This window comes from Cupriavidus sp. 8B (assembly GCF_054589115.1).
Map to the genome: position 1 here is coordinate 1 of NZ_BAAILO010000065.1, position 23,737 is coordinate 23,737.

20 protein-coding genes and 2 pseudogenes are annotated in these 23,737 nt (G+C 67.3%); 13 read left to right on the top strand and 9 right to left on the bottom strand.

From position 1 onward, the window contains the following. Positions 1-128: 128 nt before the first annotated feature. Positions 129-326 (top strand): annotated as a pseudogene (locus tag ACYP5B_RS06305) (OmpA family protein); the annotation flags it as partial. Positions 327-406: 80 nt separating this feature from the next. On the opposite strand, the gene ACYP5B_RS06310 reads toward ACYP5B_RS06305, so the two are convergent. From ACYP5B_RS06310 to ACYP5B_RS06320, 3 genes are read right to left on the bottom strand one after another with little or no spacing between them, the layout of a single operon-like run. After that, positions 407-2,653 carry a xanthine dehydrogenase family protein molybdopterin-binding subunit gene (locus ACYP5B_RS06310; protein WP_459568987.1) on the bottom strand — a complete coding sequence of 749 codons (2,247 nt, stop codon included), beginning with the start codon at positions 2,651-2,653 and terminating at the stop codon, positions 407-409. Between the two features lie 10 nt (positions 2,654-2,663). Next, on the bottom strand, positions 2,664-3,137 hold the full coding sequence (locus tag ACYP5B_RS06315) for a (2Fe-2S)-binding protein (protein ID WP_400102111.1): 474 nt from the start codon (positions 3,135-3,137) through the stop codon (positions 2,664-2,666). Between the two features lie 57 nt (positions 3,138-3,194). Beyond that, positions 3,195-4,034, bottom strand: a complete 840-nt coding sequence (locus ACYP5B_RS06320; RefSeq protein ID WP_459568989.1) for an SDR family oxidoreductase — start codon at positions 4,032-4,034, stop codon at positions 3,195-3,197. Between the two features lie 105 nt (positions 4,035-4,139). Between ACYP5B_RS06320 and ACYP5B_RS06325 the strand changes: the two genes are divergently transcribed. Continuing rightward, positions 4,140-5,039, top strand: coding sequence for a LysR family transcriptional regulator (locus ACYP5B_RS06325; protein ID WP_459568990.1), 900 nt, complete (start codon positions 4,140-4,142; stop codon positions 5,037-5,039). A gap of 123 nt (positions 5,040-5,162) precedes the next feature. On the opposite strand, the gene ACYP5B_RS06330 is transcribed toward ACYP5B_RS06325, so the two are convergent. After that, complete coding sequence (locus tag ACYP5B_RS06330) at positions 5,163-6,245, bottom strand: Leu/Phe/Val dehydrogenase (RefSeq protein ID WP_318236905.1); 1,083 nt, start codon at positions 6,243-6,245, stop codon at positions 5,163-5,165. A 349-nt stretch (positions 6,246-6,594) separates the two neighbouring features. Here ACYP5B_RS06330 and ACYP5B_RS06335 point away from each other — a divergent pair, with 349 nt between their 5' ends. Continuing rightward, complete coding sequence (locus ACYP5B_RS06335; RefSeq protein ID WP_318236904.1) at positions 6,595-7,032, top strand: universal stress protein; 438 nt, start codon at positions 6,595-6,597, stop codon at positions 7,030-7,032. A gap of 70 nt (positions 7,033-7,102) precedes the next feature. Here the strand turns inward: ACYP5B_RS06335 and tdh are convergent, their stop codons facing one another. Together tdh and ACYP5B_RS06345 are read right to left on the bottom strand one after the other, a co-directional pair. Then, complete coding sequence (gene tdh / locus ACYP5B_RS06340; protein ID WP_400102114.1) at positions 7,103-8,158, bottom strand: L-threonine 3-dehydrogenase; 1,056 nt, start codon at positions 8,156-8,158, stop codon at positions 7,103-7,105. A gap of 148 nt (positions 8,159-8,306) precedes the next feature. Next, positions 8,307-9,509 carry a glycine C-acetyltransferase gene (locus ACYP5B_RS06345; RefSeq protein ID WP_459568991.1) on the bottom strand — a complete coding sequence of 401 codons (1,203 nt, stop codon included), beginning with the start codon at positions 9,507-9,509 and terminating at the stop codon, positions 8,307-8,309. A gap of 318 nt (positions 9,510-9,827) precedes the next feature. On the opposite strand from ACYP5B_RS06345, the gene ACYP5B_RS06350 reads away from it, so the two are divergent. The 8 genes from ACYP5B_RS06350 (at position 9,828) to ACYP5B_RS06385 (ending at position 20,239) form a co-directional block, all read left to right on the top strand. Continuing rightward, positions 9,828-11,237: an ABC transporter substrate-binding protein gene (locus ACYP5B_RS06350; protein WP_459568992.1), complete on the top strand. Its 1,410-nt coding sequence runs from the start codon at positions 9,828-9,830 to the stop codon at positions 11,235-11,237. Positions 11,238-11,287: 50 nt separating this feature from the next. Continuing rightward, positions 11,288-12,331: an ABC transporter ATP-binding protein gene (locus ACYP5B_RS06355; protein WP_400102117.1), complete on the top strand. Its 1,044-nt coding sequence runs from the start codon at positions 11,288-11,290 to the stop codon at positions 12,329-12,331. Then, entirely contained in the window at positions 12,328-13,260 is a 933-nt protein-coding gene (locus ACYP5B_RS06360) for a carbohydrate ABC transporter permease (RefSeq protein WP_400102118.1), read from the top strand. The genes ACYP5B_RS06355 and ACYP5B_RS06360 overlap by 4 nt, the downstream gene beginning before the upstream one ends. A gap of 1 nt (position 13,261) precedes the next feature. Further along, the gene (locus tag ACYP5B_RS06365; protein WP_400102119.1) at positions 13,262-14,128 is read left to right on the top strand and encodes a carbohydrate ABC transporter permease; all 867 of its coding nucleotides are present in this window, start codon (positions 13,262-13,264) and stop codon (positions 14,126-14,128) included. Between the two features lie 12 nt (positions 14,129-14,140). Beyond that, the gene (locus ACYP5B_RS06370) at positions 14,141-14,674 is read left to right on the top strand and encodes a hypothetical protein (protein WP_459569000.1); all 534 of its coding nucleotides are present in this window, start codon (positions 14,141-14,143) and stop codon (positions 14,672-14,674) included. Between the two features lie 95 nt (positions 14,675-14,769). Continuing rightward, positions 14,770-15,843, top strand: a complete 1,074-nt coding sequence (locus ACYP5B_RS06375) for an efflux RND transporter periplasmic adaptor subunit (RefSeq protein WP_459568993.1) — start codon at positions 14,770-14,772, stop codon at positions 15,841-15,843. Then, positions 15,843-18,968: an efflux RND transporter permease subunit gene (locus tag ACYP5B_RS06380; RefSeq protein WP_459568994.1), complete on the top strand. Its 3,126-nt coding sequence runs from the start codon at positions 15,843-15,845 to the stop codon at positions 18,966-18,968. Before ACYP5B_RS06375 ends, ACYP5B_RS06380 begins: the two co-directional genes overlap by 1 nt. Further along, positions 18,965-20,239, top strand: a complete 1,275-nt coding sequence (locus tag ACYP5B_RS06385; RefSeq protein ID WP_459568995.1) for a TolC family protein — start codon at positions 18,965-18,967, stop codon at positions 20,237-20,239. Before ACYP5B_RS06380 ends, ACYP5B_RS06385 begins: the two co-directional genes overlap by 4 nt. 46 nt (positions 20,240-20,285) lie before the next feature. Here the strand turns inward: ACYP5B_RS06385 and ACYP5B_RS06390 are convergent, their stop codons facing one another. Beyond that, positions 20,286-20,963, bottom strand: coding sequence for a TetR/AcrR family transcriptional regulator (locus ACYP5B_RS06390; RefSeq protein WP_459568996.1), 678 nt, complete (start codon positions 20,961-20,963; stop codon positions 20,286-20,288). A 137-nt stretch (positions 20,964-21,100) separates the two neighbouring features. Between ACYP5B_RS06390 and ACYP5B_RS06395 the strand changes: the two genes are divergently transcribed. Both ACYP5B_RS06395 and ACYP5B_RS06400 read left to right on the top strand, forming a co-directional pair. Beyond that, a complete protein-coding gene (locus ACYP5B_RS06395) occupies positions 21,101-22,129 on the top strand; it encodes an SDR family oxidoreductase (RefSeq protein WP_459568997.1) in 1,029 nt (342 codons plus the stop codon). 177 nt (positions 22,130-22,306) lie between these two features. Next, a complete protein-coding gene (locus ACYP5B_RS06400; RefSeq protein ID WP_318236892.1) occupies positions 22,307-23,155 on the top strand; it encodes a D-amino acid aminotransferase in 849 nt (282 codons plus the stop codon). Positions 23,156-23,162: 7 nt separating this feature from the next. Here ACYP5B_RS06400 and ACYP5B_RS06405 read toward each other — a convergent pair whose 3' ends face one another. Continuing rightward, positions 23,163-23,261, bottom strand: a complete 99-nt coding sequence (locus ACYP5B_RS06405) for a gamma-butyrobetaine hydroxylase-like domain-containing protein (protein WP_459569001.1) — start codon at positions 23,259-23,261, stop codon at positions 23,163-23,165. A 24-nt stretch (positions 23,262-23,285) separates the two neighbouring features. Continuing rightward, positions 23,286-23,504, bottom strand: a pseudogene (locus tag ACYP5B_RS06410) (HEAT repeat domain-containing protein); the annotation flags it as partial. Positions 23,505-23,737 lie beyond the last annotated feature (233 nt).

Below are 23,737 nucleotides of genomic sequence, written 5' to 3' on the forward strand. Positions count from 1 at the left end.
CGCTCCCAGCGGCGCACCGTACTGGGAGCCCGTCCGATGCGCTTTGCGAATTCGTTGATCCGATAAACCTTGCTCATGGCGAGCAATTATAGATACGTCTGAGCAAGAATGGAGTATCAGTTGCTCGCTCCGGCTCGGCCGACTATAACCAGCAGCTGTCGGTCCGGCGCGCGCAGGCGGTGGCGAAGGTGCTCGCCATGGCGGGATTCCAGCCGGAGAACATCCAGGTGCGGGGGCTGGGCATGAGCACGCCGGTGGCGGACAACCGCACCGCCGAGGGCCGCGCGGAGAACCGGCGCGTGGCCATCGTGGTCACGATTGAGTAGTCATGCGGACCCGCGCCGCCTGCCAGCTCAGCGCAGTGCGGTGCGCAGGACCAGGGCATGGAGATATTCCCTGGTGCGGGTCAGGCCAGGTTGAAGGGTAACTGGCGCTGCGGCTTGCCGGTGAGTTGCGCGATGGCGTTGGCAAACGCCGGCGCCAGCGGGGGCAGGCCGGGCTCGCCCATGCCAGTGGGCGCATCGGCACTAGGAGCGATGTGGACATCGAAAGCGGGCATGTCGGTGATGCGCGCCACCGTGAAGTCGCTGAAGTTGCTCTGCTCGACGATGCCATCCTTTAGCGTGATGGCCGAGCCTGCCAGGCACATCGACAGGCCCATGACCGCCGCGCCCTGCACCTGGGCTTCCACGGTGCGCGGATTCACTACCAGGTTGCAATGCACGCCCGCGGTGACACGATGCAGCACCGGGCGGCCCTGCTGCACCGAGGCCTCCACCACATAGGCGACAACCGAGTCGAAGGACTCGTGCACCGCGACGCCCCAGGCGCGGCCTGCAGGCAGCTGCTTCTTGCCATAGCGGCTCTTGTCCACCGCCAGTTGCAGCGCGGCGCGGTGGCGAGGGTGCTTGTCGCCGAACAGGCCCATGCGGTAGGCGACCGGGTCCTGCCTGGTGGCGCGCGCGATGTCGTCGAGCAAGGTCTCCATCACGTACGCGGTGTGCGTGGAACCCACGCTGCGCCACCACAATACCGGTACGTTCGGCTTGGGATGGTGAACGGTCAGGCGCATCGGCAGCGGGTAAGGATCACGCATGCCCTCCGTGGCCGTGGCGTCGATGCCGTTCTTCACCTGGAATTCCCCGAACACCGTGCCCGAGGTGATGGATTGGCCGACGATGACGTGGTCCCAGGCCATCACCTTGCCGCGCGCATCGAAGCCGATGCGTGCGCGATGCAGGTGCATGGGGCGGTAGTAGCCGCCCTTGATGTCGTCCTCGCGGCTCCAGAGCGTGCGCACCGGCACGTTCAGGCCGGCGGCGCGAGCGGCCTTGGCAACCTCGCAGGCCTCGACCACGTAGTCGCTCGTGCCCACGAAACGCCGGCCAAAGCCGCCTCCCGCCATTTGCACATGCATCTTCACCTGCCCGGGCTTGAGACCCAGCACGCGCGCGGCCGCGGCACCGTCCAGGCCGGGGCACTGGGTACCGACCCACAGCTCGGCGCGCCCGTCCGATAGTTGGACGGTGCAGTTCAGCGGCTCCATCGGCGCGTGGGCCAGGTAGGGGAACACGAATTCGGCTTCCAGCTGGCGCGGGGCATTGGCCAGCGGTGCCATATCGGCGTCGAACCGGCGCGGGCCAGGGCGGCCGGCCAGCTCGCGGTACTGGGCCAACAACCGTTCGCTGTCCACCTTCTCCACCGAGGCCGTGTCCCACTGCAGCTTTAGCGCGTCGCGCCCCTGCCTGGCCGGCCAGTAGCCGTCTGCCACTACGGCCACCCCTTCGCCGCCGCCGTCCAGCGGCAGGCGCAGCACGGCCTTCACCCCTTTGACGGCGCGCGCGGCGCTGTCGTCCACCGTGGCCAGTCGCGCGCGGAACACGGGCGGATGCGCCACCACGGCGGTGAGCTGACCGGGCAGGTGCGTGTCGATGCCGAAGTCCTGACGCCCGCTGCTCTTGGCACGCGCATCCAGGCGCGTGGTGGGGTAGCCAATGATGCGGAAGTCCTTGGAATTCTTCAGTGTGACTTTCTCGGGCACGGGCAGCGCCATGGCGGCTTCGGCCAGTTCGCCGTAGGTCAGCTTGCGACCACCCGGGCCTAGCACGGTCCCGGCCTGCGTGCGCAGCGTGGCCGCGTCCACGTTCCATTGTGCTGCCGCCGCGGACAACAACATCGCGCGGGCACGCGCACCGAGCTCGCGGTACTGCGTGAAGCTGTTCTTGACCGAATGGGAGCCGCCGGTGAGGTGAATGCCGAAGAGTGGGTCGACGTAGGCAGCGTCGTTCGAGCCGTGCCGGCTGCGCACCAGACGCCAGTCCGCGTCGAGCTCCTCAGCGAGGATCATCGGCAACGCAGTCTGCACGCCTTGGCCGAACTCAAGCCGGTTGACGGTCACCGTGACTTCGCCGCTGGGGGCAATCTGCACGAAGGCCGATGGCTGCTGCGTCGGCTTCAGGGCGCCGGTGGCCTGGCCGCTGCTGGTGGCTTGTCCTATGGCCAGATGGGGGAAAGCACCGAGCGCCAGGCCGACAGAACCGGTCAGCTTCAGGAAGCTACGGCGCGACAGCGTGGAAGCTTCGCCGGCGTGGCCGCGCGCCAGCAGGTGCTGCAGCGCGCGCGGGATTTCGCCGTGGTCGAAATTGGGCAACATGGCGGCTCCTTCAGGCGAGGGCCTTGGCGGCGTCGGCCACCGCGGCGCGGATGCGGGCGTAGGTGCCACAGCGGCAGATGTTGCCTGCCATGGCGGTGTCGATCTCGGCGGCGGTGGGTTGCTTGCCGCGAGGCAGCGATCCGAGGAACGCGGTGGCGCTCATGATCTGACCGCTCTGGCAGTAGCCGCACTGCGCCACGTCGTGCCTGACCCACGCTGCATGCACGGCGGTGCCGACCCGGTCGCTGCCATCGGTGACGGCTTCGATGGTGCCGATCTTCTTGCCCTCGGCGGCGGAAATCGGCGTGATGCACGAGCGGATGGCCTGCCCGTCCAGATGCACGGTGCAGGCACCGCACAACGCGGCACCGCAGCCGAACTTGGTGCCGGTCATGCCGAGCGTGTCGCGCAGGGCCCAGAGGATGGGCGTGCCGGGGTCGGCGTCGACCGTGTGCGCACGGCCGTTGATGTTGAGCGTGCTCATGTTGGGTCAGTTCTTCAAAGGTCGGGTGGTCCGGGGTGCGAGCGGCTCGGCTCGTGATCAGAAGTTGCCGTCGGTCGACTTCGAAAGCGCATCGAAGGCATGCACTGCCTTCAATCGAGCTTCCACGGCGGGGGCAACTACCGCCAACGCGTCGCTGCCGGCCACAAACACGCGCGGTGGGGTCTCCATGCCAGAAAGCGTCACCAGAACCTGACCGAGCTTGTCGGGATCGCCCTGCTGCTTGCCGGCGTATGGAGACCACATCGCCTCGGCGCTGTCCTCGGCCGCAGCGTAATCATCGATGCGCTTGCGCGGCCACTCGGCATTGGCTGCGTCCAGCAAATCCGTGCGGAAAAATCCCGGCTCCACCACCGTGACCTTGATCCCGAACTTTCCGACTTCCTCGGCAACGGCAAGCGACAGGCCCTCCACGGCGAACTTGCTCGCGCTGTAGGCGCCGCAGTGCATCAGGCCGACTGCGCCCGCCACGGAACTGATGTTGATGATGCTCCCGGAGCGCTGCTTGCGCATGACCGGCAGCGCTGCCCGCATCACGTTGTTCACGCCCCAGAAGTTGGTCGCGAACAGGCGCTGCATGTCCGGCGTTTCCAATTCCTCGAAATTGCCCAGCAGGCTGTAGCCGGCACTGTTCACGACCACGTCGATGCGGCCGAACTTTTTCAGCGCTTGGTCGACAACGGCCGTTGCCTGCGCCGCATCGCGGACGTCAAGCTGGAGAACCTCAAGGCTCTCGCCGGCCACGTCGCGCAAGGCATTGCGCACCTTCTCCAGGTTTCTGCCTGTAGCGACGACGCGATCGCCGGCCTTCAACGCGGCCTTGGCCGTGCCGGCGCCGATGCCGCTACCTGCACCTGTGATAAACCAGACCTTGCCCATGCTTGAACTCCCACAGTTCCTTTTCGATGGGCTTCACTGTAGGCTGATGGACTGAGAAGAAAAACACCTAAGTACTGAATACCTTTTGAAGATAATCTTCATAATATGAGACTCAATCAGCTTGATGGGTTGCTCGCGTTCTGGAAGGTCGCAGAGCATCGGGGGTTCTCTGCCGCAGCGGCAGCACTCGAGGTCTCGCCCTCGGCGCTCAGTCAGGCGATCCGCCATCTGGAGGCCCGGCTCGGCGCCAGGCTTCTGAACCGAAGCACCCGCAGCGTCAGCCTGACTGAGGCGGGCGAGGCATACCTGTCCCGGATCGGGCCGGCACTGAGCGACGTGCTGGAAGCCGGGGAACAACTTCATGCGCTTCAGGGCCGGCCATCGGGCGTGCTGCGCATCAACGCCGCGCGAATCTCGATCGCCATGGTCCTCCAGCCGCTGTTGGCCGGGTTCCTGAAGGCCTACCCCGACGTCCAGGTCGAGCTGACGAATGACGAGGGCTACGTGGACATCGTTGAAAGAGGGTTCGACGCAGGCGTTCGCATGGGTGAGAGTGTCCAGAAGGACATGATCGCTTTACCGCTCGGTGGCCCGGTTGCCGTATCCATCGTTGGATCGCCCGACTACTTCAAGCGGCATCCGGTGCCGCGGCACCCCTCCGATCTGATAAACCACAACTGCGTGCGGTTCAGGTTTTCAGGCAGCGGGGCCATTCACAAGTGGGAGCTCGAGGTCGACGGCCGGATCGTCGAGTACGAGATCAGCGGCAATCTCACGATCAGCGATTCATTGTTCTCGGTTGAGGCCGCGCTGGAGGGGATTGCACTGGCGTACACGTTCGAGCAGCTTGCGCTGCCTCACATTCGAGCCATGACGTTGAAGCGCGTCTTGAGCAGCTTCTCGCCGACCTTTCCAGGGTTCTATCTGTACTATCCCAGCAGGCGGCAGCAGCCTGCCAAGCTGAAGGCCCTTGTGAACTACGTGCTGGCGCATTCCAGCCCTTGAGCAGGCTGGAATGCTGGCAAGCGCGCCGGCGACGCCGCGCTCCGACCGACCAAAGCCCGTCTGGAGCGGTCTTTGGCCAGATGTCCGGGTCCGGCCGTTTCTGGCCGGACCGAGGAACCCCTCTTAAGCCTGGCCCCCCTGCGCCAGCTTCTCCTGCGCCCAGTTGACCGCCTCGCGCGCGGGCGCCAGCCCGCTCTTCTCCACGCGCTGGGCCAGCGTGAACACGCGCTCGCGGATCAGCGCCACCTCGGCTTGCACCGCCGCCTCCTCGGCACCGCCCAGGTACTCGCGGGCGCAGCTGATGATGCCGCCCGCGTTGATCAGGAAATCCGGCGCATAGAAGATGCCGCGGCGTTGCAGCGTGTCGCCCTCGTCCAGCGAGGCGAGCTGGTTGTTGGCGCCGCCCGCGACGATCTTGAACTGGCAGCCCTCGGCCACCGCCGGGGTGATCACCGCGCCGAGCGCGCAGGGCGCGAAGACATCCGCGGCGACGCTGGTGATGGCGGTGGTGGAGACCACCTGCGCGCCGAACTGCTCGCGTGCCTGCTCCGCCTTGGCGCCATGGATATCGGCCACGATCAGCCGCGCGCCGGCCGCATGCAGCTGGCGGCACAGGTCCCAGCCCACCGAGCCAAGTCCTTGCACGGCAACGGAGACGCCTTGCAGGCTGTTACGGTCCAGCACGTAGCGCACGGCGGCTTCGATGCCGACGAACACGCCATAGGCGGTCTTGGGTGACGGGTTGCCGCCAAAGGTGCCCTCGCGCGGCATGCCGCTGATGTAGCGGGTCTGCGTGCGGGCGGCGATCATGTCTTCCACCGTGGTGCCGACGTCTTCGGCGGTGATGTAGCGGCCGTCCAGCGATTCGACCATGCGGCCGAAGGCACGGAACAGCTTGGTGCGGTCGGTTTGCGCCGGGGTGCGCAGGATCACGGCCTTGCCGCCGCCGAAGGGCAGGTCGGCCAGCGCATTCTTGTAGGCCATGCCTTGCGACAGGCGCAGGGCGTCGGTCAGGGCATCGCTCTCGGCAGGGTAGGCCCAGTAGCGGCAGCCGCCAAACGCGGGGCCAAGGCTTGTGCTGTAGATGGCGATGATGGCCTGCAGGCCGGACTCGGGATCGGTGGCGAGCGTGACACGCTCGTGGGACGGGCCTTCGCCAGTGCCGAACAGGCGGCCGGCGGCCTCTGCGTTGATGCGTTCAGTCAAAGCGTCTTCTCCAGGAAGATTGGGAATGCAAAGAGGTAGCTTCGCTTTCCGGGTGCACCGCATTGGGTTGCAAAGCGGTGCAGTTGCAACGGCTGCCGGCGGGCGGCTGCCGTCTTGATAAGGCCGGGCTGCCATTGTGTGGCGGCCCGGCCTCGGGTAAACGCTTGGTGCCGCGTCGTGGCGCGGAACCGGTGCTGGATGTTACCGGGAAATCGCGGCTGGATGAAGGGGGCGGCGTGTGTGCGGCACCGGCACACCTATACTTGGAGCGAGGTAATCCTCAACCCGAGCGAAGCGTGCGCAGGAACCTGCGCGGTGGCCTGTGCGCTTCGCGTGCCAGGAGGGCACCATGTTCCAGCATCTGCTGCTGCCCGTAGACGGCTCGCCCCTGTCCGAAGCCGCGTTCCGCAAGGCCCTGGTGTTTGCCCGCGAGATGCGAGCCCGGGTCACGGTGATCCGGGTGATCCCGGATTTCCACGTCTATACGTACCAGGTGGAATTGCTGGCCGACACCCGTACGCGGTTCGTGCAGGAAGCCACCCGCAATACGATGGACTACCTGAAAACCCTGGCTGCCGAAGCCGAGGAGGCGGATGTGCCTTGCCAGACCCTTTCCGCCATCCATGACCATCCCTATGAGGCCATCATCCAGGCTGCCCAGGAAAACGCGTGCGACCTGATCGTGATGGCCTCGCACGGGCGGCGCGGTTTGCAGGGCGTGCTGATTGGCAGCGAGACCAACAAGGTGCTCACGCACAGCAGTATCCCCGTGCTGGTGTATCGCTAACGCCTCACCGCAGCCGCGTTTTGGCAACCTGCGGTGGGACGGCCGCCTACGCAAGGCGTGCAATGCGCTTCTAGCCCGCGGCGACGGCCGCCTTGCCCGGTGCCGTCCAGTCCAGCACCACCTTGCCGCTGTTGCCCGACAGCATGGCAGCAAAGCCGGCCTCGAAGTCGCCCACGCTGAAGCGATGTGTGATCATGGACGTCAGGTCGAGCCCGCTTTGCAGCATTGCGACCATCTTGTACCAGGTCTCGAACATCTCGCGGCCGTAGATGCCCTTGATCTCCAGGCCCTTGAAAATCACCTGGTTCCAGTCGATCGCCATCTTCGACGGCGGAATGCCCAGCATGGCGATCTTGCCGCCGTGGTTCATGTGTTCGAGCATGGTGGCGAAGGCGCTTGGCACCCCGGACATCTCCATGCCAACGTCGAAGCCCTCGGTCATATGCAGCTCGGCGGCCACGTCCTTGAGGTTTTCATGCTGCACGTTGACCGCGCGGGTGGCGCCCATCTTGCGCGCCAGCGCGAGGCGGTAGTCGTTGACGTCGGTGATCACCACATTGCGCGCGCCAACGTGGCGCGCGATGGCGGCGGCCATGATGCCGATGGGGCCGGCGCCGGTGATCAGCACGTCCTCGCCCACCAGGTTGAACGACAGCGCGGTATGCGTGGCGTTGCCGAAGGGGTCGAAGATGGCAGCGATCTCGTCCGGGATGTCGTCGGGAATGCGAAAGGCGTTGAAGGCGGGAATCACCAGGTACTCGGCAAACGCGCCGGCGCGGTTCACGCCCACGCCAACCGAGTTGCGGCACAGGTGGCGGCGCCCGGCGCGGCAGTTGCGGCAGAAGCCGCAGGTGATGTGTCCCTCGCCGGAGACGCGGTCGCCAATGGCCAGCCCGCGCACCTCCTGCCCGATGGCGACGATCTCGCCGACATATTCATGCCCTACCTGCATCGGCACGGGGATGGTGTTCTGCGCCCACTCGTCCCATTTCCAGATATGGATGTCGGTGCCGCAGATGGCCGTCTGCCGGATGCGGATCATCACATCGTTGTGGCCGACTTCGGGCTCGGGGACCTCGGTCAGCGTCAGGCCGGGGGCGCGTTCGAGTTTGGCGAGGGCTTTCATGGGGTGCCTCCTGTCTCCAGGCTTGGTTCAAGCTTAGAGGCCATTTCAAAAAGATTCTGGCGTCGTTGCGCGGCCTTGCCGTACCACTTGTACTGTCTGCGGCCGCGCGCCTAGCCAGAACCGCTTCGCTTCATTTTGAAACAACCTCTTAGGCGATAGCGCCGAACTTCCTGCCCACCTTGGCGAACGCCGCCACCGCCCGCTCTATCTGCTCAGGCGTATGCGCCGCGCTCATCTGCGTGCGGATGCGAGCCCGGCCCTTGGGCACCACGGGGAAGGAAAAACCGACCACGTACACATGCTCGGCCAGCAAGGCATCGGCCATGCCGGAAGCCAGCGCGGCATCGCCCAGCATTACCGGGATGATGGGATGCTGGCCTGGCACCAGCGTAAAGCCAAGCGCCGTCATCTCGCGGCGGAAGTGCTCGCCGTTCTCGCGCACGCGGGCGCGCAACGTGGCGCCTTCGTCGCTGGCCAGCAGGTCCAGCACTTTCAGCGTGGCGGCGCAGATGCTTGGCGCCAGCGAGTTGGAGAAAAGATACGGGCGCGAGCGCTGCCGCAGCAGTTCCACGATTTCCCGGTGCGCCGCCACATAGCCGCCGGAGGCGCCGCCCAGCGCCTTGCCGAACGTGCCGGTAAGGATGTCCACGCGGCCTTCCACGCCGCATAGCTCCGGCGTGCCGCGCCCGTGCTGGCCGACAAAGCCGACCGCGTGCGAGTCGTCCACCATCACCAGCGCGCCATAGCGGTCCGCCAGGTCGCAGATGGACTTGAGATCGGCAATGATGCCGTCCATCGAGAACACGCCATCGGTGGCGATCAGCTTGAAGCGCGCGCCGGCGGCATCGGCCTCGCGCAGCCGCGCCTCCAGGTCGGCCATGTCGTTGTTGCGGTAACGGTAGCGCTTTGCCTTGCACAGGCGCACGCCGTCGATGATGCTGGCATGGTTCAGTTCGTCGCTGATCACGGCGTCCTGGTCATCGAGCAGTGTCTCGAACAGGCCGCCGTTGGCGTCGAAGCAGCTCGAGTAGAGGATGCTGTCTCCGGTGTGCAGGAATTTGGCGAGTACCGCTTCCAGTGTCTTATGAACCGATTGCGTGCCGCAGATAAAGCGCACCGACGCCATGCCGAAACCATCCTGCTCCAGACCGCGCCGGGCCGCCTCGATCAGGCGATGATCGTCGGCCAGGCCCAGGTAATTGTTGGCGCAGAAGTTCAGCACGTGCTCACCGCCCGCGAGCCGGATGTCGGCTGCCTGTGGGCTGGCAATGACGCGCTCGGCTTTGTGAAAGCCGTCGGCACGGATGGTGTCTAGCGTATCGCGGAGGTGGGAGAGATAGCGGTCGCGCATGGAAGGCCCCTGGCTAGGTTGTTGGGCGGCGTGGCTGGCGCCAGCCTCCATGGTATGGCGAAAGCCGGAGGAATACCGGTTTGCGGTGCGCGTGTTTTGTGCTGCGGTGCGCCAAGCGGTGGGCGGCGCCGGCTACCGATGCTGCTATGCGGCAGGGCCCGCAGGTCCCAGGATTGGATCGGAAACCCAATGAAATCAAGCCGTTGTCTCTTTTCCTTAGGGGCGGCAACTCCTATCCTTAAGTGAGCTTAAGTGAGGTTGCGCATGCCACCGCGATTGGCGCGCATGCCAGCTACCGGCTTGCTGGCGGAGGCGGCCATGAACGAAGACGTACGCATTGCACCTATCGAGCGAATCATCTATTCTCGCCGGCACGGATCGACCGGCACCCTTGTTTGCCACAACGCGCGGCGCCGCCGCCTGATCCAGGCCGCCGCGGCGACCGCGCTTGCCGCCGGCCTTGGCCCCTTTGTGCTGCCGTGCCGGGCGCAGGCAGCCAAGCACACCTTGAAGATCCTCCAGTGGAACCACTTCGTGCCGGGCTATGACAAGTGGTTCGACAACACCTATGTGAAGGAATGGGGCCAGCGCAACGATACCGAGGTCATCGTCGATCACGTGGGGATCCCCGCGCTGGCCACGCGGGCCGCCGCCGAGGTATCGGCGCAGAAAGGGCACGACCTGTTCATGTTCCTGTCGCCGGCGCCAGTGTACGAGGAGCAGGTCATCGACCATCGCGAGATCTACGAGGAATGCCAACGCAAGCATGGCAAGCCGGTCGAGCTGGCGATCAAGAGTACGTATAACCCGAAGACGAAGAAGTACTTCGGCTTTTCCGACAGTTTCGTGCCGGACCCGATCAATTTCCGCAAGGACCTGTGGGACGATATCGGCATGGCGCCGCCGGACAGCTGGGACGATGTGTTGAGCGCGGGCCGCAAGATCAAGCAAAAGCACAACGTGCCGGTGGGCATTGGCTTGTCGGCGGAACTCGACACCGCGATGGCGATGCGAACCATCCTCTTCGCATTCGGCGGCTCGATCCAGGATGAGCGTCATACCGTCGTGCTGAATTCGAAGAACACGCTGGAGGCGGTCAAGTTCGTCAAGGCCCTGTACCAGGACACCATGACGCCGGAGGTGCTGGCGTGGGATCCGTCGTCCAACAACCGCGCCATGCTGGCGGGCAAGATCTCGCTTTGCCTGAACGCCATTTCCATCACGCGCGAAGGCGAGAACAAGAGCATCCCGGTCACGCCCGACATCTGGCTGACCCAGGCCCTGCGTGGCCCGGTGCGCCGCATCGGCATGGAGCACGTGATGGACTGCTACGTGATCTGGAAGTTCGCCGAGAACATCGCGGGCGCCAAGAAGTTCCTGGTGGACTATATCGACAATTTCCGCCAGGGCTTCCTCGGCAGCGAGTACTACAACTTCCCCTGCTTCCCGAGCACGGTGCCGGACCTGCAGAAGCTGATCGCCGACGACCCCAAGGCCAAGCCGCGCGACAAGTACAAGGTGCTCGGCACCCTGATGAACCAGGCCACCAATGTCGGCTACCCCGGCTATGCCAATGCGGCCACCGACGAGATCTTCAATACCTGGGTGCTCAACACCATGTTCGCCAAGGCCGCCACCGGCGACGAAACGCCGGAGAATGCCATCCGCGCCGCGGAAGCCACCTGCAGGCGGATCTTCGCCAAGTGGCGGGAGAAAGGGCTGGTATGAGCTGCCCCCGCCGGGCCAGTGGCGTCGGGATGGGCGTGGGCCGATAAGCCATGGCCACGGTGGAGACCCGCTCGCTCACCAAGCGCTTCGACGGCGACAACGCCGTCGACGGCATCAGCCTTGCCGTGCGCGAGGCCGAGTTCCTGGTGCTGCTGGGCCCGTCCGGCTCGGGCAAGACCACTTTGCTGCGCCTGATCGCCGGGCTGGAAGCGCCCACCTCCGGCGACATCCTGGTGGGCGGCCGTGTCGTCACCGGGCTGCCGCCGCGCGCGCACAACATGGCCATGGTGTTCCAGAGCTACGCGCTCTATCCGCACCTGAGCGTGGCGGGCAACATCGCCTTCCCGCTGCAGGCGCAGCGCATGCCGCGCGAGGCGATTGCGCGCAAGGTGGACTGGGCCGCCGCGCTGTTTGGCATCGGCCACCTGCTGGCGCGCAAGCCGCGCCAGCTCTCCGGCGGCGAGCGCCAGCGGGTGGCGCTCGCGCGCGCGGTGGTGCGCGATCCGGTGGCCTTCCTGCTGGACGAGCCGCTCTCCAATCTGGACGCCAAGCTCAGGACTTCCGCGCGCGAGGAATTGCAACAGTTGCAGCGGCGCCTGGCGGCCACCACGATCTACGTGACGCACGACCAGATCGAGGCGCTGGCGCTGGGCGACCGGGTCGCCATCCTCGACCACGGCCGTGTGCACCAGATCGGCACGCCGCAGCAAGTCTACGAGCAGCCGGCCGATACGTTCGTGGCTACCTTCATCGGCTCGCCGCCGATGAACCTGGTCGACACGCAGGCGGTGGTGACGGGCTTCCGGCCGGAGCACTTCCTGCCGCGCGCCGTCTACGGTGACGATGAAACGCTGGAACCCTTCCCGTTCCATGTCACCCGCATCGAGAACCTCGGTTCCGACCGGCTGGTGTACGGCCTGCTGGAGCCACCGCTGCCGCCCGCCAAGGTCATCTCGCGGATTCCCTGCACGGTCACCCTCCCGCTGGAGACCGGCGCGCGCTACCCGTTCGTGGTGCGGCGTGCCGACCTGAGGCGCTTTGATCCGCATTCCGGCGCCAGCGTGGGCGTGGCGCCGTCCCTGGGGCCGGCATGAGCGCCCGGGTTCCCGTCGCGCTTGCGCCGTCACCCGGCACCTGGCGTGCACTGGAGGGCGAGCGCTGGCTCGGCGTCCTGATGCTGGCGCCGGCACTGATCTATATCGCGCTGCTGCTCGGCTTTCCCTTCCTGCTGTCGATCTACTACAGCCTGTCCGACATCACGGTGGGCAGCCGCGCCATGCATTTCGTTGGCCTGGAGAATTTCCGGCGCATCGTGCAGACCCCCACCTTCTGGCGCTCGCTCGCCAATGCGCTGGTGTTCACGCTGGTGTCGCAGGCGCTGGTGGTGATCCTGGCCAAGATCCTGGCGCTGGCACTGCTGCGCGACTTTCGCGGCAAATGGCTGGTGCGGTTGCTGATCCTGCTGCCGTGGGTGGCGCCGATCTCGCTGGGTTCGATCGGCTGGCTGTGGATCTTCGATCCGGTCTACAGCATCATCAACTGGACGCTGCGCGCGCTCGGCCTGCTCGGCCCGAATACCTGGCCGATCTGGCTGGGCCAGCCGGACCTGGCCATGGCGTCGGTGATCCTGGTGGATGTCTGGCGCCTGCTGCCGCTGGCCACGGTCATTATCCTGGCCGGCCTGCACGGCATCCCGCAGGATATCCACGATGCCGCCGCCATGGACGGCGCCGGCTTCTGGCGCCACCTGCTGCGCATCAATATCCCGCTGGTGATGCCGATCATGCTGGTGGCGCTTCTGTTCGGCATCGTGTTTACGCTCACCGACATGATCATCATCTTCGTACTGACACGTGGCGGGCCTTACGACACCACGCAGGTGCTGGCCAGCCTGGCATTTTTCACCGGCATCCAGGGCGGCGACCTGGCCGAGGGCGCGGCGATCTCGCTGTTCCTGTTCCCGCTGCTGGTAGCGGTGGTGGCCCTGCTGCTGACCGTCGCCAACCGCGCGGAGGTAGCCTGAAATGCGTGCCGATGCACGTCGCTGGAAGCACCGTGGCGAGCGTTGGGGCGCGCGCTTCGGCCATGTCGCCATCCTTGCCGTCTTCGCGGGGTTCTGTGCTTTTCCCTTCTACTGGATGCTGATCACCACCTTCAAGGATGTCCACGACCTGATCAACACGGCCAACAACCCCTTCCTGTTCAACCAGCCGCCCACCCTGGACAACCTGCGCGTGCTGTTCCTGGAGACCCAGTACCTGCGCTGGATCGCCAATACGCTGCTGGTGGGGGCGCTGGTGGTGGCCATCACCCTGCTGCTGGCGGTGCCCGCCGGCTACAGCCTGGCCCGGCTGGCAGGCAGCCGCGGGCGGCAGCTGGCGATCGCCATCTTCCTGACCTACCTGATCCCGCCCACCATCCTGTTCATTCCCTTCTCCCGCATCATCGGCGCGCTCGGGCTGCAGGATTCGCTGTGGTCGCTGGTGCTGGTGTACCCGAGTTTCACCGTGCCGTTCTGCACCTGGCTGATGATGGGTTTTTTCAAGGCGGTGCCGCGCGATATCGAAGAAGCGGCGATGATGGACGGGCTGAGCCGCTTCGGCGCCTTCCTGAAGGTGGTGGTGCCGCTGTCGTCGGCCGGCATCCTGACCGTAGTCATATTCACGCTGACGCTGGTGATGCAGGAATTTGTCTATGCCCTCACCTTTATCACCAGTTCGTCGCAGTACACCGTCAGTGTTGGCGTGCCGACCTTCCTGGTGCGCGGGGACGTCTATTTCTGGGGCTCGCTGATGGGCGCCTGCCTGGTCGTCAGCGTGCCGGTAGCGGTGCTCTACAACCTGTTCGTCGACCGCTTTGTCGCGGGTTTCACCGTGGGGGCGGTGAAGTGAGCGGGTTTGGCGGTGGCCGGCGAAGGAGGCGCTGAGGAGGCGGGCGGGCTGTGCGGACGGCCAATCCACAAGCTGCGCCGCAACCCCATTCTCGGCTACAATCGCGCCATGTTTCGCGCAGACCGCCCCTCCTTCTGGCGGGGAGCCCTGCTGCTGTTGCTGTTTGCAATGCAGCTCCTCACCCCGCTTCTGCACGGCCATCTCGGAACCCCGAAACTCCATGGCCTGCACGTGCACACGGCGCTGCAAGGTGCGGTTAATTCCTATTCTCCTTCCGCTGCCCTGTCTGCCGGCCACGCCGGTAGTGCGCTGATCGCGGTGGAGCCGCTCGAGGTCGATGTGCAGACCGCCATCGGCCCCATTGCCTTTTCCCTCCACGTGCAGGCTGCCGATGTGCTCATCGGCCTGGTCTTCGCGTTCCTGCTGTTTGCCGCGCGTCCACTGCCGGTGTTCCGGCGCCTGCCGTGGCGCGAGCGCACGCCGCCCCGCTGGCGTGGCAGCGACAGCAGGCCACCCCCGGCGCACGCCCCTCCCTTCGCATCCTGATTCCCCTGCCGGCCATGCCGGCGGTGCACGCTCGCGCGCCTGATCGAGGCTGATCACGGCAAGCCGGGCGCTTCCATCCTGCTTTGGAGTCAGGCATGTTTTCCCGTTGCATTCTTTTCGTTGGCGCGCTGGTCGCGTCGACGCTGTTTCCCTTTGGCATGGCGAGCGCTCAGGCGCTGGCGCTGTCCGATGCCCAGGCCCGCGCGCTCGGCGTGCGGTTCGATCCGGTCGCCGGCGCGGCGCAGCTCGAGACCGGCGCCAGCGCTCGCGTGGTGCTCAAGCCCGATGCGCAGTACGTGGTAGCCGCGCCCTATGCCGGCATGGTTTCGCGCGTGCTGGTTGCCATTGGCCAGGCGGTGCGCGCCGGCCAGCCGCTGGCCACCTTTGCCAGCCCGCCGTTGTTCGAGGCCGGGCGCGCGCTGGCGGAAGCGCGCTCGCAGGCCAACCTGGCGCGGCTGGCGCTGGCGCGGGACCGCGGCTTGCATGAAGACGGCATCATCCCCGGCAGCCGCTGGCAAGCCACGCAGGCGCGCGCCGCCGAGGCAGCGGGCATGGTGCGCGCTCGCGAGGCGGAGATGGCCGCCGCGGGCATCGTGTTCGCCGGGGGCTCGGGCGAGCCCCAACTGATGGCCGGCCGCGCCGGGCTGATCGCCGAGGTGAACGCGGTGCCCGGCACGCGCGTGGACGGGGCGGCGCCTTTGTTCCGCATCGTCGATCCCACCGCGCTGGAGCTTGAGCTGCTGGTCGGCCGCGACATGCCGGCCCCCACCGGCGGCGAGCGCGTGGAAGTGCGCCAGCGCGGCGCCACCGGCCAGGTGGCCGGCGTGGTACCCGCGAGCGACGGCACCGCCGCCGTGCGCGTGCGCGCGGTGCTGGACAAACGCGGCAGCCTGCAGGCCGGCGAAAGCGTGAATGTGATCGTGCACTTGCGCAGTGGGCCCGACGCCACCGGCGCGGGCCGCGCGCGGGTGCCGGCCACGGCGCTGACGTACTGGCGCGGCACGCCTGGCGTGTTCGTGGCAACCAAAACTGGCGTGCGCTACCAGACCGTGGTGGTGGAAGCCGTGGACGATGCCGCGGCGACCGTGCGTGGCGCACTGCCGGCCGGCACGCGGGTGGCGGTGGCCGGCGTGGGGGCGCTCAAGGGCATGCTGGCGGGAGGTCAGTGATGCTCGCCGGCCTGATTGAATTCTCCCTGCGCCAGCGGGCGCTGGTGCTGATTGCCGCTTGCGTGCTGGCTGTGGCCGGAGCGTGGGCTTACTTGAAGTTGCCCATCGATGCCTTCCCGGACATCTCGCCCACCCAGGTCAAGGTCATCCTGAAGATTCCCGGCATGACGCCGGAGGAAGTCGAGCAGCGCGTGTCCACGCCAATCGAGCAGGAGCTGCTGGGCATTCCGCACAAGACCATCGTCCGCTCGGTGTCCAAATACGGCATCAGCGACGTGACGGTCGATTTCGAGGAAGGCGTGGACAGCTACTGGGCCCGCCAGCAGGTGTCCGAGCGGCTCGCCGGCCTGCTGCGCGACCTGCCGCCCAACGCCATCGGCGGGCTGGCGCCGATCACCACGCCGCTGGGCGAGATGTTCATGTTCACGGTGGAGGGCGACGCCTTCTCGCTGGCCGAACGCCGCTGCGTGCTGGACTGGGTGCTGCGCCCGGCCCTGCGCACGGTGCCCGGCGTGGCGGATGTCAACGCGCTCGGCGGCGAGGTGCGCAGCTACGAGGTCATCCCCGACCCGGCGCGGCTGCGCGCCCGCGCCGTCACGCTGGAGCAACTGCGCCAGGCGCTCGACGCCAACAACCGCAACGATGGCGCGGGCCGGGTGGAGCAGGGCGACGAAAACTGGGTGGTGCGCGTGGAAGGCGGCGTGCGCGGCGTGGAAGACTTGCGCCAGGTTGTCGTTGCCGCGCCGGGCGGGCGCAATGGCATGCCGCTGGTGACGGTGGGCGACGTGGCCACCGTCAGGCTCGGCGTGGCCACGCGCAACGGCGCGGTCAGCAAGGACGGGCGCGGTGAAGCGGTGCAGGGGCTGGTGCTGGCGCTGCGTGGCGCCGATGCCCGCCAGTTGGTCGCCGATGTGCAGGCCAGGCTGGATGAACTCGCACCGCAGTTGCCCAAGGGGATGTCCACCCATGTGTTCTACAACCGCGGCGAGCTGGTCACGCGTGCCGCCAACACCGTCGTACGGGCCTTGATCGAGGCCAGCCTGCTGGTGGTGGTAACGCTGTACCTGTTTCTCGGCGGCCTGCGCGCGGCGCTGGTGGTGGCGGCAACCCTGCCGCTTTCGATGCTGGCGACCTTCCTGCTGATGCGCTACGTGGGGCTGACCGCCAACCTGATGAGCCTGGGCGGCCTGGCGATTGCGCTGGGCATGCTGGTGGACGCGGCGGTGGTGGTGGTGGAGAACATCGAATCCGCTCTGGCGAAGGCGCACGAACGCAAGTCCGATCCGTCGCTGCGCGGCGCGGTGATCCGCCATGCCGTGGCCAGCGTGGCGGTGCCGATGCTGGCCGGAGTGTCGATCATCGCGATCGTGTTCCTGCCGCTGTTGTCGCTGCAGGGCCTGGAGGGCAAGCTGTTTGGCCCGGTGGCGCTGACCATCGTGCTGGCACTGGTGTCGTCGGTGGTGATCGCATTCACCGTGGTGCCGGCACTGGCGTCGCTGCTGCTGCGCGCGCATGAGGATGGGACGGCGTACCTGATGCGCAAGGTGGCAAGCGGCTTTGCCCGGCTGCAGGACTGGAGCGCGCAGCATCGCCGCACGGTCTTCGCCTTGGCGGGCGTGGCGCTGGCCGTGGCGGTGTCGCTCTACCTGTCGGTGGGCAAGACCTTCATGCCCACCATGGACGAAGGCGACATGATCGTGCAGTTGCAGAAGGCGCCGTCGGTCTCGCTGGCCACCTCGGTGGACCTGGACCTGCGGGTGCAACAGGCGCTGCTGGCCAAGGTGCCGGAGATCCGCTCGATCGTGGCGCGCTCCGGCTCGGACGATCTAGGCCTGGACCCGATGGGGCTCAACGAGACCGACACCTTCCTCGTGCTGCAGCCAAAGGACCAGTGGCGCGGCAGCAAGGAAGACATCGCCACTGCCATCCGCCGCGTCATGGAGCGCTTCCCGGGCGTGGTGTATGGCTTCACCCAGCCCATCGAGATGCGCGTCTCGGAGATGCTGACCGGCACGCGCGGCGACGTGGCGATCAAGGTGTTCGGCTTTGATCTCGGCGCCATCGACACCGCGGCGCAGGCCATTGCCGCGCGCGTGCGCAAGATCCCCGGCGCGGCCGAAGTCATCGCGCCCAGCAACGAGGGCGTGCAGTACCTCACGCTCGCGCTGGACCGCGCCGCCGTCGGCCGCGCGGGGCTCTCCGGCGATGCGCTGCAAGCGTTGCTGCGCGCACAGGTGGAAGGCGAGCGCATTGGCATCGTGCCGGAGGGCACCGTGCGCACGCCGCTGATCCTGCGTGGCGCCGATAGCCTGCGGCAGACGCCGGAGACCTTCACCAGCTTGCAGGTGACGGCGCCGGACGGCACGCCCTGGCCACTCACCTCACTGGCGCAGGTGCGGCGGGTGGAAGGGCCTGTGCGTATCAACCATGAAGACGGCGGGCGCTTTGCGGTGATCCAGGTCAGCGTGGAAGGCCGCGACCTGACCGGCTTCGTGCAGGAGGCGCAAACGGCCGTGGCGGGCCTGTCCGGACTGCCCAAGGGACTGCGCGTGGTCTGGGGCGGGCAGTTCGAGAACCAGCAGCGCGCCGCCGCGCGCCTTGCGCTGGTGGTGCCGCTGGCGCTGGGCGCGATCTTCCTGCTGCTGATGCTGACCTTCCGCTCGATCCGCCAGGCGGCGCTCGTCATCGCCAATATTCCGTTCGCGCTGGTGGGCGGCATCGCCGCGCTGCGGGTGGCGGGCGAATACCTGTCGGTGCCGGCCTCGGTCGGCTTTATCGCGCTCCTGGGCATTGCCGTGCTCAACGGCGTGGTGCTGGTCTCGCATTTCAATACCTTGCTGGAGGAAGGGCGGCCAATGGCCGAGGCGGTGCGAATCGGCGTGCGCGACCGCTTGCGTCCGGTCCTCATGACCGCCTGCATCACGGCGCTGGGGATGATTCCGCTGCTGCTGGCGACCGGGCCGGGCTCGGAGATCCAGCGTCCGCTGGCCATCGTCGTCTCGGGCGGGCTGGTCAGCTCCACGGCGCTGACCTTGCTGCTGTTGCCGCTGTTGTTCGAGCGCTTCGGCGTGGCGCGGTCGCGCGAGGATAGGCAAGGCCGCATGGCACTAGGAGAGGCGCAATGAGGATCGTATCGAGCAAGATGGCGGTGGCTGCCGTCCTGTCGGTCGCCGCCGGCATGTCGGGCACCGCCTGGGCGCAAGCTGACATGTCCGCCGAAGCCGGCGTCCTGCCTCTTGAGTCCGCCGTGCGCGACGCCGTCGGCCAGTCGCCGGACGTGCAGATGGCCGAGGCCCGCCGCGATGCGGTGCTGGCCCGCGCGGACGGCATCCGTGCCGGCACCGCCGAGGCCGTGGTGCGCGCCATCGGGCAGCGGCGCCAGGTGCGCGAGCCGTCCGACCGGTTTGCCGAAGGACAACTGGCGCTGGAGCGCCCGCTGCGGCTATGGGGCAAGGCCGACGCCGATGGCGCGCTGGCCGATGCCACGGTGCAGTCCGGGCAGCTCGCCGTGATGGATGCGCGCCATGAAGTCTCGCGGCAGATCCTGTCGCTGTGGTTCGGGGCGCTGCGCGCGCAACAGGCGCGGCTGGCGGCGCAGGGCAACGACAGCCTGGCCGGCGAGCTGGCGGCCGTGACCGCGCGCCGGGTGCAGGCCGGCGATGCGGCGCCCATGGACCATGAGCTCTTGCTGGCCGAGCGTGCCCGCACCGCTGCCGCGCTGGCCAGCGCGCGCGCCGCGGAAGCGGCGGCGCAAGCCGAGCTGCGGGCGCGCTTCCCAGGCCTGGGCGTGCCCGGCGGCCTGCCGGCGGATGTGCGCCTGCAGGCGTTGCCGGACGACCCCGCCGATGCGCTGCGCAGCCGCTATGTGGAGGACAGCCATGAGTTTCGCCTCGCCCAGTCGCAGGAGACGCAAGCCCAGCGGCAGGCACGGCGCACCGACCTGGAGCGCAAGCCGGACCCCACCGTGGGCGTGTTCTTCACGGTGGAGCGCGGCGGCGCGGAGCGGATTGCCGGCGTGAGCATCAGCATGCCGCTTGGCTCCGCGCACCGGCGTTCGGCGGCGGTGGCGGCCGCGGCCGACGCGCAGGCTGCCGCCCGCAGCCGGGTGGCGGTGGAGCGCAGGATCGGCGCCGAGTTCGAGGTGCTGTACCGCGGCCTGGAAGGCAAGCGCGCCGCTGCCGTGGCGCAGGCCGAAGCGCTCGCGATGCAGCGCAGCGCCGCGGCACGCACCGGCCGGGCCTACAAGGCGGGAGAAACCGGCCTGAGCGAACTGCTGATGGTCCGGCGTGCCTTGGCCGATACCACGCTGGCCGAACGCGTGGCCCTGGTCGACGCGCTGGAGGCCGACAGCCGGTTGCGGCTGGACCTGCACCGGATGTGGGACTTCGACGATTGAGCGGGCAACTGCCCGGGCGCGCTGCGCCCGGGCAGCCGGCGTCCGGCTAGCGGCTTGCGCGGCCGCGCGGCTTTGCCGCATGACCGGCATCGGCCGCTTCGCCAGCGGTCTGCGCGCTTGCCAGCAGGCCGCGCAGGAATAGCATCAGCATCCGGCCGGTCGGGTCGGCGATGGTCGTGCCCCGCTGCAGCGCGAGGCCATGGGCGAGCGCCATGAAACCCGCGGCCAGCTCTTCCGGCTGGGCCGGCGGCACGCGGCCCAGATGGCGGAACAGGCGTTCGATCAGGCGGCCGAGCTCGCCGCGGTGCGTCTCCCAGACCGTGCGGTAAGCGCCGGCAAACGACGGGCTGCGATTGGCGTGCATCTGCAACTCGATCGAGAGCATGGCCCAGTCGGCATCCGCATTGAGCGCCGCCGCCCAGGCATCCAGGCCCGCGAGCACCGCTGCGCCGGCGTGCTCCGCCGTGTCGAACACCGCCGCGAGCTGCTTCGCCTCGGCCTCCATATGGCCGCGCAGCAGATCCAGCAGCAGCGCCTCCTTGTCCGGGAAGTTCGAATAGAACGCCCCCTGCGAATAGCCCGCTTCCTCCGCGATATCCCGGATCGACGTGCCGCCGAAGCCACGCTGCACGAACAGGCCGCGCGCAGCCTCAAGCAGGCGCTCGCGGGTTTGCGCCTGGCTTTGCTCGCGGCTCAGGCGCTTGCGCGGGGTGGGTTGCTTCATGGGCGTGGCGTCGGGCGAGGCGTTGGGCATGGTGAGAGAGCTTGCCGTATCGATTGCATTTGGGATTTCAACTGCTATCATAACGGATATCAATTGATATCTGGATTTCTTATGAACTTCAAGGTGAGGGCCCAGCCATGAACTTGCAAACCGCTTTCGTGACCGGCGCTACCGGCCTGCTCGGCAACAATCTTGTGCGCGAACTGCTGGGCCGCGGCGTCGCGGTCAAGGCGCTGGTGCGTTCGGCGGAAAAAGCCAGGCAGCAATTCGGCGACCTCACGGGCGTCGAATTCGTGATTGGCGACATGGCCGATGTCCAGGCGTTTGCCCCGTCCTTGGATGGCTGCGATGTGGTGTTCCATACCGCGGCGTTCTTTCGCGACAACTACAAGGGGGGCAGCCATTGGGACATGCTCAAGCGCATCAATGTTGACGGCACGGCTGCCCTGATCGGGCAAGCCCATGCGGCGGGCGTGCGCCGCTTCGTGCAGACCTCGTCCATCGCCGTGCTCAACGGTGCGCCGGGTTCGGTGATCGATGAAACACACGTGCGCGATCCCGCCGACGCCGATGACTACTATCGCAGCAAGATCCTGGGCGACCGCGCCGTCCTGGCTTTCCTCGCGAATGCCCCCGAGATGCATGCCACGTTCGTGCTGCCCGGCTGGATGTGGGGGCCGGGCGACATCGGGCCGACGTCAGCCGGGCAAGTCGCGCTCGACACGGCGCTGTCCCGATTGCCGGGCCTGGTTCCCGGGAGCTTTTCCGTGGTCGACGCCCGCGATGTGGCGCAGGCCCATATCGCCGCGGCGCTGCGCGGGCGGCGTGGCGAGCGCTATCTCGCGGCGGGCCGGCATATGACCATGCGCGAGCTGATCCCGCTGATCGGACACACCGCCGGGGTGGCAACCCCCAAGCGCGCGCTGCCCGTGCCGTTGTTGTTTGCGCTGGCCTGCGTGCAGGAGCTCTACGCCCGGGTCAGCGGCAAGCCCATCCTGCTTAGCCTTGCCACCGTGCGCCTGATGGTGAAGGAAGCGGACCGGACCCGCTTTTGCCATGCCAAAAGCGAGGGAGAGCTGGGCCTGCGCTTCAGGCCAGTGGATCACACGGTGCGCGATGTCATTGCCTGGTATCGGGCGCATGGGTGGTTGCCGGGCTCGGCGTGAGCGCTGGGGGCGCGAGCTGGATGTTATTGCGGCGCCGCCGGGCGCAGCAACATGCCGGGGTCATGCCGATTTTGCATAAGCTCCCGCCGTGCCTTGTGGAAGAATGGACGCATTCCTTCCGCGCGTACCCCTACTGCAACCCAGGCCCCGGCGCCCGCCAGCCTTACCCTACCCACCATGAACGACGAAATCGTCTACCTCAACGGCGAGCTCACGCCTTTGTCAGAAGCCCGCGTCCCTGTACTGGATCGCGGCTTTATCTTTGGCGATGGCGTGTACGAAGTCGTTCCCATCTATGCCGGCAAGCCGTTTCGCCTGCAGCAGCACCTGGCGCGCCTGGCGCGCAGCCAGGACACCATCGGCATCCCCAACCCGCACACCGACGCGCAGTGGACGGCGCTGATCGACCGCGTGGTGCAGGCCAACGGCCTCGCCGACCAGATGGTGTACATCCAGGTCACGCGCGGCGTGGCCCGGCGCACGCATGCCTTCCCGAAGACGGTGACGCCGACCGTGCTCATCATGACCAACCCGATGTCGCTGCCCTCCGCGGCCATGCGCGAGAAGGGCGTGGCCTGCGTGACGGCCGAGGACAAGCGCTGGCTGCACTGCCAGGTGAAATCCACCTCGCTGCTGGGCAATGTGCTGGCGGCGCAGAACGCGGTGGAGAACGACGCCACCGAGACCATCCAGTTCCGCGATGGCATGTTGACCGAGGCTTCCGCGTCCAATGTGTGGGTGGTCAGCAAGGGCCGGGTTTCGGCGCCGCCGAAGGACAACCTGATCCTGGAAGGGATCCGCTACGGCTGGATGGAGGAGCTGTGCGCGGCGCTGGATATCTCGCTGGAAGCGCGCCGCATTTCGCAGGACGAGGTGATGGGCGCGGATGAGGTGTTGCTGACCTCGGCCAGCAAGGAGATCCTGCCGGTGGTCACCATCGACGGCAAGACCATCGGCGATGGCGCACCCGGTCCCGTGTTCAAGAAGTTGTACGCGGCCTATCAGGCTGCCAAGGCGGCGGCGTGATCAACGCCTAAGCGCTTGGCGCTGCGCCGAGCGTGCGCAGGTAGGCCCACGGGTAGATCCCGCGCTCGTGCGCGTCGCTGAACACGATCTGCACGCCGTAGCCCATCGGGTGCAGGGCGACGCGGTAGCCGAGCTTGCCAAGCACCCGCGCGGCTTGCAGGCGTACCTGCCAGTAGGCGTCTTCCAGCGCGGCCGTCAATGCCGGTCCCGCACCTTCCTGTTTCAACTTCCCCAGCGTCGAGGCGGCTTCTTCCCTGACTTGCCACTCGGCATCGCGCAGGGCGCTGAGCAGCGCGTCACGCACGGCCGGATCGGCCGCGAGGCCGAGCGCGCCGGTGGCGGCACGCCTGGCTTCGGTGTGGGGGTCGTTCGCGGCGACCCGCGCCAGCGCGGGCAGGGTCAACGGCTTAACGTCAAAGTCAGAGGCAGTTTCACCTCCCCTGCGGGGAGGCGACGTACTTTCTTGTCTCGCCAAGAACGTAGGCAAAGAAGGCGACCCGGGCGGAAATCACGGCTACCACAATTGGTTGATCTTGCCGCCGGTTTGCTCCCCTCTCCCATTTCATGGGAGAGGGGAGCAAA

Bases quoted from the DNA above. Each gene is read 5' to 3' on its own strand.
- ACYP5B_RS06345 (WP_459568991.1), bottom strand. From the start codon at position 9,509: ATGCGCGACCGCTATCTCTCCCACCTCCGCGATACGCTAGACACCATC.
- ACYP5B_RS06310 (WP_459568987.1), bottom strand. From the start codon at position 2,653: ATGTTGCCCAATTTCGACCACGGCGAAATCCCGCGCGCGCTGCAGCAC.
- ACYP5B_RS06390 (WP_459568996.1), bottom strand. From the start codon at position 20,963: ATGAAGCAACCCACCCCGCGCAAGCGCCTGAGCCGCGAGCAAAGCCAG.
- ACYP5B_RS06385 (WP_459568995.1), top strand. From the start codon at position 18,965: ATGAGGATCGTATCGAGCAAGATGGCGGTGGCTGCCGTCCTGTCGGTC.
- ACYP5B_RS06360 (WP_400102118.1), top strand. From the start codon at position 12,328: ATGAGCGCCCGGGTTCCCGTCGCGCTTGCGCCGTCACCCGGCACCTGG.
- ACYP5B_RS06365 (WP_400102119.1), top strand. From the start codon at position 13,262: ATGCGTGCCGATGCACGTCGCTGGAAGCACCGTGGCGAGCGTTGGGGC.
- ACYP5B_RS06325 (WP_459568990.1), top strand. From the start codon at position 4,140: ATGAGACTCAATCAGCTTGATGGGTTGCTCGCGTTCTGGAAGGTCGCA.
- ACYP5B_RS06400 (WP_318236892.1), top strand. From the start codon at position 22,307: ATGAACGACGAAATCGTCTACCTCAACGGCGAGCTCACGCCTTTGTCA.
- ACYP5B_RS06395 (WP_459568997.1), top strand. From the start codon at position 21,101: ATGAACTTGCAAACCGCTTTCGTGACCGGCGCTACCGGCCTGCTCGGC.
- ACYP5B_RS06405 (WP_459569001.1), bottom strand. From the start codon at position 23,261: ATGGGCTACGGCGTGCAGATCGTGTTCAGCGACGCGCACGAGCGCGGG.
- ACYP5B_RS06320 (WP_459568989.1), bottom strand. From the start codon at position 4,034: ATGGGCAAGGTCTGGTTTATCACAGGTGCAGGTAGCGGCATCGGCGCC.
- ACYP5B_RS06315 (WP_400102111.1), bottom strand. From the start codon at position 3,137: ATGAGCACGCTCAACATCAACGGCCGTGCGCACACGGTCGACGCCGAC.
- ACYP5B_RS06350 (WP_459568992.1), top strand. From the start codon at position 9,828: ATGAACGAAGACGTACGCATTGCACCTATCGAGCGAATCATCTATTCT.
- tdh (WP_400102114.1), bottom strand. From the start codon at position 8,158: ATGAAAGCCCTCGCCAAACTCGAACGCGCCCCCGGCCTGACGCTGACC.
- ACYP5B_RS06375 (WP_459568993.1), top strand. From the start codon at position 14,770: ATGTTTTCCCGTTGCATTCTTTTCGTTGGCGCGCTGGTCGCGTCGACG.
- ACYP5B_RS06335 (WP_318236904.1), top strand. From the start codon at position 6,595: ATGTTCCAGCATCTGCTGCTGCCCGTAGACGGCTCGCCCCTGTCCGAA.
- ACYP5B_RS06355 (WP_400102117.1), top strand. From the start codon at position 11,288: ATGGCCACGGTGGAGACCCGCTCGCTCACCAAGCGCTTCGACGGCGAC.
- ACYP5B_RS06380 (WP_459568994.1), top strand. From the start codon at position 15,843: ATGCTCGCCGGCCTGATTGAATTCTCCCTGCGCCAGCGGGCGCTGGTG.